This is a genomic window from Achromobacter sp. UMC71, assembly GCF_014170305.1.
In the GTDB taxonomy this organism is placed as follows: Bacteria; Pseudomonadota; Gammaproteobacteria; order Burkholderiales; family Burkholderiaceae_B; genus Achromobacter.
This window is the reverse complement of record NZ_LZZT01000041.1, coordinates 45,793-58,525: the sequence shown is the minus strand read 5'-3', so window position 1 is coordinate 58,525 and position 12,733 is coordinate 45,793. Positions and strand designations below refer to the sequence as shown.

The 12,733-nt window shown below is 67.2% G+C and carries 14 protein-coding genes; 7 read left to right on the top strand and 7 right to left on the bottom strand.

Annotated features, from left to right (window positions below; all coding sequences use genetic code 11):
- Positions 1-118: 118 nt before the first annotated feature.
- The gene (locus A9974_RS20275; RefSeq protein WP_183005973.1) at positions 119-1,126 is read left to right on the top strand and encodes a tripartite tricarboxylate transporter substrate binding protein; all 1,008 of its coding nucleotides are present in this window, start codon (positions 119-121) and stop codon (positions 1,124-1,126) included.
- Positions 1,127-1,190: 64 nt separating this feature from the next.
- On the opposite strand, the gene A9974_RS20270 is transcribed toward A9974_RS20275, so the two are convergent.
- Entirely contained in the window at positions 1,191-1,700 is a 510-nt protein-coding gene (locus tag A9974_RS20270; RefSeq protein ID WP_183005972.1) for a DUF1993 family protein, read from the bottom strand.
- A 217-nt stretch (positions 1,701-1,917) separates the two neighbouring features.
- On the opposite strand from A9974_RS20270, the gene A9974_RS20265 reads away from it, so the two are divergent.
- Positions 1,918-3,165: an MFS transporter gene (locus A9974_RS20265; RefSeq protein WP_183005971.1), complete on the top strand. Its 1,248-nt coding sequence runs from the start codon at positions 1,918-1,920 to the stop codon at positions 3,163-3,165.
- A gap of 24 nt (positions 3,166-3,189) precedes the next feature.
- Here A9974_RS20265 and A9974_RS20260 read toward each other — a convergent pair whose 3' ends face one another.
- The 4 genes from A9974_RS20260 to A9974_RS20245 all read right to left on the bottom strand — a co-directional run bounded on the left by A9974_RS20260 (position 3,190) and on the right by A9974_RS20245 (position 5,630).
- Positions 3,190-3,795 (bottom strand): ATP-dependent Clp protease proteolytic subunit, encoded by a 606-nt coding sequence (locus tag A9974_RS20260; RefSeq protein WP_183005970.1) that lies wholly within the window; start codon positions 3,793-3,795, stop codon positions 3,190-3,192.
- Between the two features lie 70 nt (positions 3,796-3,865).
- Entirely contained in the window at positions 3,866-4,225 is a 360-nt protein-coding gene (locus A9974_RS20255) for an SRPBCC domain-containing protein (protein WP_183005969.1), read from the bottom strand.
- Positions 4,222-4,536 carry a helix-turn-helix transcriptional regulator gene (locus A9974_RS20250; RefSeq protein WP_183005968.1) on the bottom strand — a complete coding sequence of 105 codons (315 nt, stop codon included), beginning with the start codon at positions 4,534-4,536 and terminating at the stop codon, positions 4,222-4,224. Before A9974_RS20250 ends, A9974_RS20255 begins: the two co-directional genes overlap by 4 nt.
- 44 nt (positions 4,537-4,580) lie before the next feature.
- A complete protein-coding gene (locus A9974_RS20245; RefSeq protein WP_183005967.1) occupies positions 4,581-5,630 on the bottom strand; it encodes a sensor domain-containing diguanylate cyclase in 1,050 nt (349 codons plus the stop codon).
- A gap of 181 nt (positions 5,631-5,811) precedes the next feature.
- On the opposite strand from A9974_RS20245, the gene A9974_RS20240 reads away from it, so the two are divergent.
- From A9974_RS20240 to A9974_RS20220, 5 genes are all read left to right on the top strand, one after another.
- Positions 5,812-7,704 (top strand): methyl-accepting chemotaxis protein, encoded by a 1,893-nt coding sequence (locus tag A9974_RS20240; protein WP_183005966.1) that lies wholly within the window; start codon positions 5,812-5,814, stop codon positions 7,702-7,704.
- A gap of 114 nt (positions 7,705-7,818) precedes the next feature.
- The gene (locus A9974_RS20235) at positions 7,819-8,370 is read left to right on the top strand and encodes a CHRD domain-containing protein (protein ID WP_183005965.1); all 552 of its coding nucleotides are present in this window, start codon (positions 7,819-7,821) and stop codon (positions 8,368-8,370) included.
- A gap of 277 nt (positions 8,371-8,647) precedes the next feature.
- The gene (locus A9974_RS20230) at positions 8,648-8,845 is read left to right on the top strand and encodes a hypothetical protein (RefSeq protein ID WP_183005964.1); all 198 of its coding nucleotides are present in this window, start codon (positions 8,648-8,650) and stop codon (positions 8,843-8,845) included.
- Complete coding sequence (locus tag A9974_RS20225; protein WP_183005963.1) at positions 8,829-9,257, top strand: tripartite tricarboxylate transporter TctB family protein; 429 nt, start codon at positions 8,829-8,831, stop codon at positions 9,255-9,257. The genes A9974_RS20230 and A9974_RS20225 overlap by 17 nt, the downstream gene beginning before the upstream one ends.
- A gap of 12 nt (positions 9,258-9,269) precedes the next feature.
- Positions 9,270-10,781, top strand: coding sequence for a tripartite tricarboxylate transporter permease (locus A9974_RS20220; RefSeq protein ID WP_183005962.1), 1,512 nt, complete (start codon positions 9,270-9,272; stop codon positions 10,779-10,781).
- Between the two features lie 77 nt (positions 10,782-10,858).
- Here the strand turns inward: A9974_RS20220 and A9974_RS20215 are convergent, their stop codons facing one another.
- Both A9974_RS20215 and A9974_RS20210 read right to left on the bottom strand, forming a co-directional pair.
- Positions 10,859-11,317 carry a lysozyme inhibitor LprI family protein gene (locus A9974_RS20215; RefSeq protein ID WP_183005961.1) on the bottom strand — a complete coding sequence of 153 codons (459 nt, stop codon included), beginning with the start codon at positions 11,315-11,317 and terminating at the stop codon, positions 10,859-10,861.
- A gap of 32 nt (positions 11,318-11,349) precedes the next feature.
- Entirely contained in the window at positions 11,350-12,633 is a 1,284-nt protein-coding gene (locus A9974_RS20210; RefSeq protein ID WP_183005960.1) for an NAD(P)/FAD-dependent oxidoreductase, read from the bottom strand.
- Between the last annotated feature and the right edge of the window lie 100 nt (positions 12,634-12,733).

Below are 12,733 nucleotides of genomic sequence, written 5' to 3'. Positions count from 1 at the left end.
GCAGGCCGCCGGACCCATCCTGACGATCCACGGCATGGCGGGCGCGCGCGTCGCGTCCGATGGCGTGGACGACTCCTGCGCGCTCGAAATGAATGCGCCATCGCCTAGAGAGACCATCATGTTCCGTTCCCTGTCCCGTCCCGCGCCGCTCAAGCGGCTGCTCAGCGCCGCCTTGCTGGCGGCGGGCGCCGCGTCCGGCGCCGCCGCGCTGGCCGATGACGCCTATCCACAGCGTCCCATCACGCTGGTCGTGCCGCATCCGCCGGGCGGTTCCGTCGATGGCGTGGCGCGCCTGTATGCCGAGCAATTGGGCAAAGAGCTGGGCCAGTCGGTGGTGGTGGAAAACCGCGCCGGCGCCTCGGGCATGATCGGCGCGGCCTACGTGGCGCGTGCCGCGCCCGATGGCTACACGCTCTATCTGAATGCCTCGATCCACGCCATCAATCCGCTGCTGTACAAGAAGACGATCAAGTTCGATTCGGTCAAGGACTTCACGCCGATCAGCGAACTGGCCCAGGGCGCGCTGATCTTCAGCGTCAACCCCAAAGTGCCGGCGAACAACGTGCAGGAGCTGGTCAAGGTGTTGAAGGCGGATCCGCAGAAGTATTCCTTCGCCACCACCGGCTTCGGGTCGGCCGGCCATCTGGCCGCGGCCTCGTTCCTGCACGACAACGGCCTGGAGCAGATTCCCATCGTGCTCTATCGCGGCGGCGGCCCGGCCTTGTCGGACATGGTCGGCGGCCAGGTGCAGGGCTTGATCGACCCGATGCTGTCGTCGCTGCCGATGGTGCGCGCCGGCAAGCTTCGCGCGGTGGCGCTGACCGGCGCCGAGCGCAGCCCGTTGCTGGCTGACCTGCCCACCATGAAGGAGCAGGGCCAGAAGAATTTCGAGTTCTATTCCTGGTACGGCGTGTGGGGCCCAGCCAACCTGCCGCAGCCGATCCTGCGGAAACTGGAAGCGGTGTCGGCCAAAGTAATGGCCAGCCCCAAGGTGGTCGAGCAGCTGAACAGCCTGGGCTTTGAGCCGTCGGTCAAGGACTCGGCGGCCTTCGCCACGTTCATCGACGCGGAAATGAAGCGCTACCAGGTGATCATCGATCAGGCCAAGATCCAGATCACGGAATAGGCCGACGCGCACCGGCCGCCGCCAGCGCCAGCAGCAGCAACCTGCTGGCGCGCGGCTGCCGTGATCAGTAGGCGCCCATGTAGTCGCGCTTGCCGATCTCGACGCCGTTGTGGCGCAGCAGGTCGTAGGCGGTGGTTACGTGGAAGAAGAACTGGGGCAGGCCATAGTGCAGCAGGTAGGCGCTGGCGTTCAGTTTCTTTTCCTTGGGCGTGCCCGGACGCAGCACGATTTCGCGGCCTTCGCTCTGGGCGAACTGTTCCGGCTGGAACGCGCCGACGTGGGCCAGGGCCTTGGCGATCAGCGTTTGCAGTTCGGCGAAGGTGGTTTCGGTGTCCGGCCAGGACGGCACTTCGGCGCCGGCCAGGCGCGACGAGATGCCCTTGGCGAAGTCACAGGCGATCTGCACCTGGCGTACCAGCGGGAACATGTCGGGGAACAGGCGGGCCTGCAGCAGGGCGTTGGGGTCGATGTTCTTGGCGGCGACGTGGGCCTCGGCCTTTTGCAGCACGCCGGACAGGGCGGTCAGCATTTGCTTGAGAACGGGTACGGAAGCTTGGTACAGGGGGCTGGTCATGATGGATTCACCGAAAAAGAGAAAGGCACGCGCAGGACGGCGTGCGGCGCTGCAAGACTACCAGCATTCCACATGACAGCGGCGGAGCAGGCCGGCGGCGCGGTTGGGGGGTAGCGGCAATACCGGTATCGGGGCTGGCCTTGTTACAGGCGGCCCGGCTGGCAACAATCCGGAGGGCGCGACTGGCGCGTCACCGACCGCAACAAGGATTCCTCCCATGACTTCCCCCACGGACACCGCCGCGCCGGCGGCGCCGGACGACAACATCCACTGGCGGCGCAACCTGGCGGTCTGTTTCGCCGGTTCGTTCAGCACCATCGTGGCAATGACGCTGCTGCTGCCGTTCCTGCCGCTGTATGTGGAAGAGCTGGGCGCGGTGGGGCACGAGGCGATCGTGCAGTGGTCGGGCATCGCCTATGGCGCCACCTTTTTCGCCGCGGCGCTGGTGGCGCCGCTCTGGGGCCGGCTGGGCGACCGCTACGGCCGCAAGCTGATGCTGGTGCGCGCGTCGTTCGGCATGGCGGTCTGCATGTCGCTGACGGGCATGGTGCAGACGGTGTGGCAATTGGTGCTGCTGCGGCTGCTGGTGGGTTTCGCCGGCGGCTACGCGTCGGGGTCGACCATCCTGGTGGCGATGCAGGCGCCCAAGGCGCGTTCGGGCTGGGCGCTGGGGGTGCTGTCGGCCGGCATCATGGCGGGCAACCTGGTCGGGCCGCTGATCGGCGGGGCGTTGCCGCCCCTGATCGGCATCCGCGCCACGTTTCTGCTGGCCGGCGGCGTGATCTTCCTGGTGTTCCTGGCCACGGTGTTCCTGATCAAGGAAATGCCGCGTCCGCCCAAGGCCAAGGCCGGCGGGCCCAAGAAAGGCGGCTGGGCGCAGATTCCGGACAAGCGCCCGGTGGTCGCGATGTTGGCGACCGGGATGCTGCTGATGTTTGCCACCATGTCGATCGAACCCATCATCACCGTCTACGTGGGGCAACTGGTGCAGGACGCCAGCCGCGTCACACTCGTGTCGGGCGTGGTGATGTCGGCCGCGGCGCTGGGCGCCATCCTGTCCGCTTCGCGCCTGGGCCGGCTGGCCGACCGGGTGGGCCACTGGACCGTGATCGTCGGCGCGCTGGCCGTGGCCGCGCTGCTGCTGATTCCGCAGGCCTTCGTGACCGCGGGCTGGCAACTGGTGGCGCTGCGTTTCCTGATGGGGCTGGCGCTGGGCGGGTTGCTGCCCTGCGTGACCAGCGTGATCCGCCATAACGTGCCCGATGGCGTCGGCGGCAATGTGCTGGGCCTGTCGATTTCGGCGCAGTACGTGGGCCAGGTGGCGGGCCCGGTGCTGGGCGGATTCATCGGCGGACACTTCGGCATGCCGGCGGTGTTCCTGGGCACCGCGGCGCTGTTGGCGGTGGGGGCGGCAGTCAACGCGCTGTTGCGCGCCCGCCATCAGCGGCGGCTGGCCGACGCGTAGCCGTCAGGTTCGGCGGCCGCCGGCTCAATTGCCCATCGTGCGCGGATCCATCACGCGGTCGATCAGGCCCCATTCCACCGCTTCCTCGGCGCTCATGTAGCGGTCGCGGTCCAGGCTGCGCGCCACGTCTTCAATGCTGCGGCCGCAGTGCTCGGCATACAGCCGCGTGATGCGCTGCTTGGTGCGCTGCATTTCCTCGGCATGGATCAGCACATCGGACGCCTGCCCCTGGAAGCCGCCCAGCGGCTGGTGCACGTGCAGGCTGGCGTTGGCCAGCGCGGCGCGCTGGCCGGGTTCGCCCGCCATTAGCAGGAATGAACCCATCGACCGCGCGGTGCCCATGCACAGCGTGTGCACCGGCGACTTGATGAACTGCATGGTGTCGTACATGGCCAGCCCGCTGGTGATGACGCCGCCCGGCGAGTTGATGTACAGGTGGATGGGCTTGCCGGGGTTCTCGGCTTCCAGGAACAGCAGCTGCGCGCAGACCAGCGCGGACACGCTGTCGTTGACCTCGCCGCTCAGGAAAATGATGCGTTCACGCAGCAGGCGCGAGTAGATATCGAAGGATCTTTCACCGCGTCCGGACTGTTCGACGACCATCGGGACGAGCTGCATCGTTTCGCTCATGGGCGAACTCCTGTCGGGCGGCGGGGATGGCGCCGCGAAAACGGAAAAACGGTAAGGGCGCGGGCGCGCGTCAGGCGGCCAGCTTGAGCCGGTGCCAGGAATCGTTGGCGGCCTGCGGCGCGGGGCGGGTCAGCCTGGCGTCGTCCGGCGCGTGGATGATGGTGAGGCGGGTGCCGCCGTCGGCGGTGGGGTGCAACTGGAACGTCACCACGCTTTCGAGGCAGGGCGGCAAGGTTTCGCGCATGCGGTAGCGGACCTCGACGCCGGGCGTGCAGGCCAGCGGTTCGGCAGCGGCCAGCTCGCCGTCCGGCAGCCACTGGTCGCGCAGGGCGGGGATGCTGAGGGCGCGCCAGACTTTCTCGGGCGGCGCGTCCAGGTCATAGTCGAGCACCAGCGCGGTGTCCTGCGGGTCGAGATGCTTGGCGTTCATTGGTCCATGTCCTTGAGCAGGCTCTTCAGGGCCTCGACGCGCGCCGGCCAGTAAGCGCGGTACCTGGCCAGCCAGCCGCATAGCAGGGCCAGGCCGTCCGGATCGACTTCGTAGTGGACGAAGCGGCCTTGCCGCTGTTCGCGTACCAGCCGCGCCTGGCGCAGCACCGCCAGGTGCTGCGAGATCGCGGGCTGGCTGATATCCATGCCGTCCCGTAGCGCGCTGGCGTTCATGCCGCCGGCCGCAAGTTTTTCGAAGAGCGTACGGCGGGTCGGGTCGGCCAGGGCCTTGAAGATGTCGTTTTCGAGCATGGCGACACATTAGCAAATACTTATGTGTCGTGCAAGCCCTGGCGCTAGTGAATCGTGCGGACGGCCTTGCGGGCGCGCTTGATCTCATACATGCGGGCATCGGCCAGCCGCACGGCTTCCTCGGCGGTCAGGCCGCGCGGGTCCAGCGCCACCACGCCGACGCTGGCGCCCTCGTAGGGCTGGGCGGTGTCGCCGAGCTGGTAGCGCCCGACCGTGGCGGCGCTGGCGCGGTCTTCCAGCGAGCGGGCGGCTTCCTGGGCATCGCCGCGTTCGGCATCCTGCCCCGGCGCCGCATCGCCGCGCGCCAGCGCGGGGCCGGGGCCGATCAGCACGAATTCGTCGCCGCCCAGCCGGCCGACCATGTCCGAGGCGCGCACCGCGATGGCCAGCCGCCGCGCGATTTCCTGCAGGAAGGCGTCGCCTTGCTGGTGGCCGTAGGTGTCGTTGATGCCCTTGAAGCCGTCCAGGTCGACCACGCCGACCAGCACGCTGCCGCCTTCGCGCAGTGCGCGGCTGCGCAGGCGGTCCAGTTCTTCGTAGAGCGCGCGACGGTTGGGCAGGCCGGTGAGCGGATCGGTCAGCGCATAGGCCATCAGTTGCGCATTGGCTTGCCGCAGCTGCGCGACCAGTTGCTCGCGTTCGATGAAGCCGGCGATCACGCTGGAGAACAGGCGCAGGATGGATTCAGCCTGTGGCGCCACGGATTGCTGGTGGGCGCTGGCGCCACACAGCGTGCCGAGCAGCAGGCCATCGTCGGTGCGGATGGGGGCGCTGACGTAGGTCTGGATGCCCAACTGGCGTGCCGCGTCGGAATCCGGCCAGCAGGCGCGGACGTCGCTGGTGGTCATGCGGCCTTCGTCCAGCGCGCGCTTGCACAGGGTGTCGGACCAGGGTACCGACAGGCCTTCCGGGATCTGCAACGCGCCCACATTGCGCGCATAGCGCACGTGCTGCAGGTCGGCGTCGATCGCGGTGAGGTAGGTGGATTCCAGGCCCGTGACGGCGCCCAGCATGTCGAGCAGGGGTCGCGTCAGCTGCTCGACCGATTTGGCCGCCTGCAGCGACGCCGACAGTTCGGCGAGGATGGGGTCCAACGAAAGCTCCCGGGAAAACGCTGGTGTATCGGCGCCGGCCCGCGGCAGGCGCCATCGCCATTATGCCTTGGCCCTAAAGTCCTTTGCTGCACTGCCGTAAGTGAGGTTGACGCGGCCATTGGCGCCGCGTACCTGGATACCCGTGCCCTCCGGCATGGGCAGTTGCAGTAAGAAGGCAAGCATGAAAATCACCTCGTTGCGGAACAGGATCCTGTTGATCACGTGCTTTACCGTCGTCGGTGCGCTGGTGCTCTCGGGCATCGTCACGTACCAGATCGTGCGCGACAACATGATGGCGACCATCTCGGCGGACCTGGACGCCATCGCCGCCGGCAACGCCAGCGCCATCGAACGCTGGTCGGCCGACAAGGCCCAGGCCGTGACCGCCACCGCCGCGGTGGTGGAAAAGGGCGACCCGCGCGGGTTGGCCAAGCTGATGGGCGACACCAACGGCTTTCCGATCACCACGATCGGCTGGTCGGACAAGACGTACCTTTCCACCACGCAGACGGCCGCCGACTACGATCCGACGGCGCGCCCCTGGTACAAGAGCGCGGTCGCCGCAGGCAAGCTGACCGTGACCAAGCCCTATGGCGATTCGGGCACCGGCAAGCTCTACGTGGCGTTCACCACGCCTATGGTGCGCAACGGCCAGACCGTCGGCGCCCTGAGCGGCGCCGTGCCGCTGGACGGCATCCAGGCCATCATCAAGGCCATCCGCCCCACGCCGTCCAGCATCGCGTTCGTGCTGGCCGCCGACGGTCAGGTGATTTCGCACGTGGACGACAAGCTGGCGCTGAAACCGTCCACGGACGTCGCCGCCGAACTCACGCCCGCGGTCCTGGCCGCCATGGCGCGCGATGGCGCGGCGCCGGTCGCGGTGACGCTGGGCGGCGCGCCCAAGCTGCTCAAGGCGCGCGCCATTCCCGGCACCGACTGGTTCCTGGTGATCGCGCTGGACCGGGCCGAGGCTACCGCCGGACTGACGCAGGTGCTCAACGCGACCCTGGTGTCGGTGGTGGTGCTGACCCTGATCGCGGTGCTGCTGGCCAGCGTGGTGACCTCGCGCGCCTTCAAGCGCCTGTCGGCGGTGCGCGATGCCATGGACACCATCGGTTCGGGCAACGGCGACATGACGCACCGCCTGGCGGTGGTGGGCCATGACGAAGTGGCGCAGATCTCCGCGTCGTTCAACGCGTTTGTCGACAAGATCAGCCATGTGATGCTGGACGTGCGCACCGGCGTGCATTCCATGACGGCCGCCACGAGCGAGATCGAAATGGGCAACCGCGATCTGTCGCAGCGCACTGAAACGTCGGCCGGCTCCTTGCAGGAGACGTCGTCGGCGCTGACGCAGCTGACCTCCAGCGTCCGGCAGACCGAGGAAACCGCGGAGCAGGCGACGCGCCTGGCCACCGAGGCCAGCTCGGCGGCAGAGCGCGGCGGCCAGGTGGTGACGGACGCCGTCACGACGATGAGCGCGATCTCGCAGTCTTCCGAGCGCATCACCGAGATCATCAGCGTGATCGACGGCATCGCCTTCCAGACCAATATCCTGGCGCTGAACGCCGCGGTCGAAGCGGCGCGGGCGGGCGAGCAGGGCCGCGGCTTTGCGGTGGTGGCGGGCGAAGTGCGCACGCTGGCGCAACGCAGCGCGGCTTCGGCGCAGGAGATCCGCGGCCTGATCCAGGCCTCGGTGCAGAACGTGAAGAGCGGCACCGAACGCGTCCAGGCTGCCGGCGCGACGATGGGCGAGATTGTCGACGGCATTACCCGCGTGCAGCGCCTGGTCACCGAGATCCACGGCGCCATGGCCGAACAGAGCGTGGGCATCAGCCAGATCGACCGCGCGGTGTCGGACATGGACCAGGCGACGCAGCAGAACGCGGCGCTGGTGGAAGAGTCGGCCGCCGCGTCCGCCATGCTGAGCGACCAGGCCCGTGCCCTGGCCGGCACCGTGGCGCTGTTCAAGTTGCGCGACGATGGGCAGGGCGCGCCGCAGCAGGGGCTGCCCCAGCATGGGCTGCCCCCGCATGGGCTGCCCCAGCAACGGCTGGCCCTGGCTCACGCCTGACAGGCCGCGGCCTCGGCGCGGCTGGCGCGCTACGATAGCCCCACCGGATTGCCGGGGGGCTTTTTTTTGCCTCCGCCAGACAGTCTTCATCCATCGCTACCGTAAGGGACGTTCATGCGCAGCCGACGACAGGCTCTCTCTGCACTTTCCAGGCTGACGGCTGGCGCGGCGGGCGTCGTCCTGGCGCGCTCGGCATGGCCGGGCGGCTTTGGGACGGCCCCCTCGCGGGCCGAGCGGGCCGAGCAGGAAGGGGCCAAGCCGCGGCCGGAATTCATGTTCTTCGAAGCCTGGATCGATGCCAAGTATGTGGTGCCGCCGGTCAAGGCCCCGGCGGGCGGCTCGATGCGGGCCACCTTGTACACCGCGACCGGCGTGCTGGAATGGCGCGTGACGCTGGCCCGCATGACCGGCCCCGAAACCGTGGCGGCCTTTCATGGGCCCGCCACGGAACGCGAGAACGCGCCGGCGCTCATCGTGCTGCCGCCGTTCGTGCTCTATGAAGACAGGGGCGCGCGTGAACGGGAGGGGCGCAGCCAGCTGACGGCCGCGCAGATCGAAGACCTGATCGCCGAGCGCTGGTATGTCAGCGCCTCCACGGCGGCGCACCCCGATGGCGAGCTGCGCGGGCAGATAAAAACCTACCGTGGCGGCGTGCATGGCGGCTGAAAGGGCGGCTGAACCATAGCCGCTTTGGCGGGTGGCAACGGCCTGTTGCCGCCCGCCGCTCGAGCGCGATGCTCGAGCCTGACGCGACGGCACTCGCAACCCCGCCCGCCGCCGCGTATTGCCCTTCTCCGATCTTGATGCCCGCGTTGCCGGGCAGGCTGGCGATCGCCTTGTTGCGCATCGCCGAAATGGGGTCGTGCCTGACGGCTACCTGAATTTTTACACGGCTTCAGGAAGCCGTCAGCTTCATGTCACGCGGCCTACGGGAAAGCGATAAGTGTTTGACGCGTTCCGGCGCAAAAAGCGAAAGCAGATTGGAAGTGTCGATCTCTACTATCTGCCGAACTCGCCCGCAGCACCGAAATTTTCAGCGGAAAGACAGGCGAGCAAAGCTGACCGGTTGGAGAACCGGGCGGAAAAAAACAAGCAAAAACGCATCGCCTGGGAGGGCGAGTCTTATGTATCTAAGCAATAGAAACTTCGTTGCGGGGCTCTTCATGATCGCCTTCGCCCTGCTGTTCGGGTTGGCGGCCATGAAGTACCAGCTGGGGACCTTCAGCCGGTCCGGACCGGGGCTATTTCCGCTGATGATCAGTTCGCTTCTGGGCTTGATCGGTCTGATCACCGTGCTGCGTTCGCGCTTCGTGCCGCCGGTGCCGCTGAGCTACAGCTTCAAGAACATCGCGATCATCATGCTCAGCCTGTGCGGCTTCGCGGTGGTGTCCGCCCTGATCAACATGATCGTGGGCATCGTGTTCCTGGTGTTTTGCTCGACGCTGGCCGGTACCTCGTACTCGGTGGCGCGCAACATCAAGATTTCCCTGGGCCTGATCGCCGTCGCGTTCGCCTTTCGGAATCTGCTCGGCCTTAACCTGCCCCTGTTCTGAAGAGCCTATGCCATGGAAATCCTGAACAACCTCGCGTTCGGCTTCGAGCACGCGCTGACGCTGCAGAACCTGATGTACTGCGCAATCGGCTGCGTGGTCGGCACGCTGGTGGGTCTGCTGCCGGGCCTGGGCCCGCTGTCCACCATCAGCCTGCTGCTACCCCTGACCTATTCCATTCCGACCGGCGGCGCGCTCATCATGCTGGCCGGCATCTACTACGGCGCGCAATACGGCGACAGCGTCAGCGCCATCACCATGAAGATCCCGCACGCGAGCAGTATCGTGGCGTGTATCGACGGGTACCAGATGAACCTGAAAGGCAAGACCGGACTGGCCTTGTTCACGGCAGGGGTGTCCAGCTTCATCGGCGGCACCGTGGCCATCGTGGTGCTGTCGACCATGGCGCCCGCGCTGGGCGAGGTGGGCTTGCTGTTCGGCCCGGCCGACTACTGCGCGCTGATGCTGCTGGGCTTTTTCTGCGTCAGCTTCGTCAGCAGCGGCAGCTTGCTCAACGGCCTGGCCATGGCCATGATCGGCATCCTGCTGGGCGTGATCGGCACGGACGTGAACAGCGGCGTGGCGCGTTACACGATGGATCTGGCGTTCCTGCAGGATGGCGTGGGGCTGATCAGCATCGCGCTGGGCTGCTTCGGTATCGCCGAAATCGTCAAGAACCTGGACAACCGCAATACGCTGACGCCGTTCAATGGCAAGATCAAGCTGATTCCGACGTGGCCCGAGTTCAAGCGCATCATCCCCAGCGCGCTGCGCGGCAGCGTGGTGGGTTCGGTGCTGGGCATCCTGCCCGGCGGCGGCCCGACGATTGCGCAGTTCGCTGCCTATGCGGCCGACAAGCGCTTCAGCAAGTACCGCGACGAAATCGGTAGCGGCGCCATCGAAGGCGTGGCGGGTCAAGCTGCCGCCGACGAAGCGGCCGCGCGCACCAGCTTCATTCCCCTGATGGCCATCGGCATCCCCGAGAACGCCGTCATGGCGCTGATGCTGGCCGCCTTCATCGTCAAGGGTATCCAGCCCGGCCCCAACATGATCGCCACCCACCCGGACCTGTTCTGGGGCCTGGTGGCCAGCATGTGGGTGGGCAACTGCTTCCTCTTGATCCTGAACGTGCCGCTGGTGCGCTACTGGTTGTCGGTGTTCAAGATTCCGTACACGGTGCTGTTCCCGGCGATCCTGTTCTTCTGCTGCATCGGCACGTTCAGCATCAACAACAACCTGGACGACATCTACATCACGGCGATTTTCGGCTTGATCGGCTACCTGTTCCTGCGCTTGGGCATGGAAGCGGCGCCGCTGATGCTGGGCTTCATTCTGGGCCCGATGCTGGAAGAGAACTTCCGCCGCGCCATGCTGCTCAGCCGCGGCGAGTTCGGCACGTTCTTCTCGCGGCCGATCAGCGGCACGCTGCTGGCGCTGATCGGCGCCGCGGTGGTGTGGCAGCTGGTGTTGTTCCTGCGCAAGGCGCGTAAAGCGCCGGTGCTGGAACCGCAGGCCGCCGACCATTGATGCCGCGTGGCCCGGTCGACTCGGCTTGCCGGGTGGATAGGGCCTGAAGGGTTGCCCTGGCGCGCGCCTTGCACGCGCTAGGGCAAATAGGCCTGCCACTCCTGTAACTGCTGGGTTCGCTGTTGCGTTCTCTTGAGCAGGCACGTCATCTGGTCTGCATTGCGCCCGGTGCCGGCTTGATTGACTCCATACCAGGCATCGCACTCGCTATCGCGAAAGCGCACCCATTGTCGCTGGGCTGCGGTGAACTTTGTCTTGAGCGCAGGGTAGTCAATATATTCATTGCGAGGCTGTGACAGCCTTTTCAGCACCTGCTGATAGACCGTGTTGAGGTCGCCATCCGCCTGCTCGTAGGCGGCCTGTGCCCGCATGTCGGTACAGATCGGCGAGTAGTCGTCCGCCTTGCAGTCTTGTGCCTGCGCCATGGGCGACACGCTCAGGACGAGCGTGGCAAATAGGCTACGGCAAAGTGTCGAACGCGTGGGCATGTTGGCAGTGGGATGGGAGGTGGGCCGGGTGTCGAACGGCAACTTCAAGCCGCTGATTATCGTTCATCCGACCCACGGCGTCAGCGACCCATGATGCGCGCGGCGGCCAGCGTGGATTGTTGTACGGCGGCATCTCCACGTTGTCGCAAATCTTCCTCATAGCGTTGCAAAGCCTGCCCCAGCGGCAGGCCTTGTCTCGTCTGCGCCAGCAAGCTGGCCAGCGATTGGGCGTCGGCCAGCGCCGTGTTCGCGCCCAGTCCGCCCGCGGGGCTCATCGCGTGCACGGCGTCGCCCAGGAAGGTCAGGCCAGGCAGCGCCCAGCGAGGCAGGGTGGGCGCGCGGTAGACAGTCTTCAAGGCGATGCCCGCCGGATCGCTGGCAGCCACCATTGCGGCCAGCGCGGGATGCACCGTGGCCAGGAGACGTGCGGCGAAGCGTTGCCAGCGAAGGCCGATGTCTGCGTCGGCCGTGGCGTGCGCCGGGTCGGCGCAGCCTGCCTCTGCCGCCAGCTCACCCAACACGGCGGCGCGCTCACCGATCAGCGCCCAATACTGGTAGCTGGGCACATCGCTCAATCGCGCGCCGGGTGCCAGGCGTTCGGCCAGTTGCGCCAGCGCCGGCAGCCGCATGGCATCCAGTACCAGTGCGTAGCCGGGGCCGAAGACGACGCCCGCGCCGGCCTGAAAGACTGGGGGGAGGTCACCCCGGGGCTGCTCAGGCTGGACCGCGTCGCTCAGGCCCCGGCCGCGTTCGCGCAGTGAATCCGTGGCCTCAACGGTTTCGCCGAGGATGCCCGCGGGCGCCATACCAAAAATCGTGACGGTGCCCGTATCCAAGGGGGCCGCCTGTGGGAGGTGTTGGCGCCGCAGCGCGGAATGTACGCCATCGGCCGCGACCACCAGCGTGTCGGGCCGCGCAGGCGCACCCTCCAGGCGTAGACCCGCCGCATCCAGGCTGATCACCCGGCTGTCGAAATGCACGCGCGATCCCAGCCCCGACAACAGGATCTCGCGCAGCGTCTGCCGGTGCGCCGAGCGGTCGGGCGCGGAATTGGCGTTGTCGTCCAGCCGCCAGGTGCCGGCAGCCCGTTGCGCCAGGGGCTGCAAGCGGGCGTCCAGCATGGCGCCGGGGCTGTCGTGGATCGAGCAGCTTTGCTGGAACAGGGCGTTCAGTTCGGGCGGCAGGCAGTGCGCCAGCGCCGCCTGGCCGGTCGCGTCGATGCGCAGGCGGTAGCCCTGCACCCGGCTGTCGGTGCGCGCATCGCGCTCGTACACATCGAAGTCGATGCCGGCGCGCGCCAGGCCCTGCGCCAGGCACAGGCCGCCCAGGCCGGCGCCGATGATGGAAACGTGGAGATTCTGCATGATGTCCTCAAGGCAAGCCGGCGGCGCCGGCACCCTTGAAGCTTGGCGCCTGATGGCGCCTTTGCGGTAATGGCGACGCGCCGACAAATCATGCCATTGC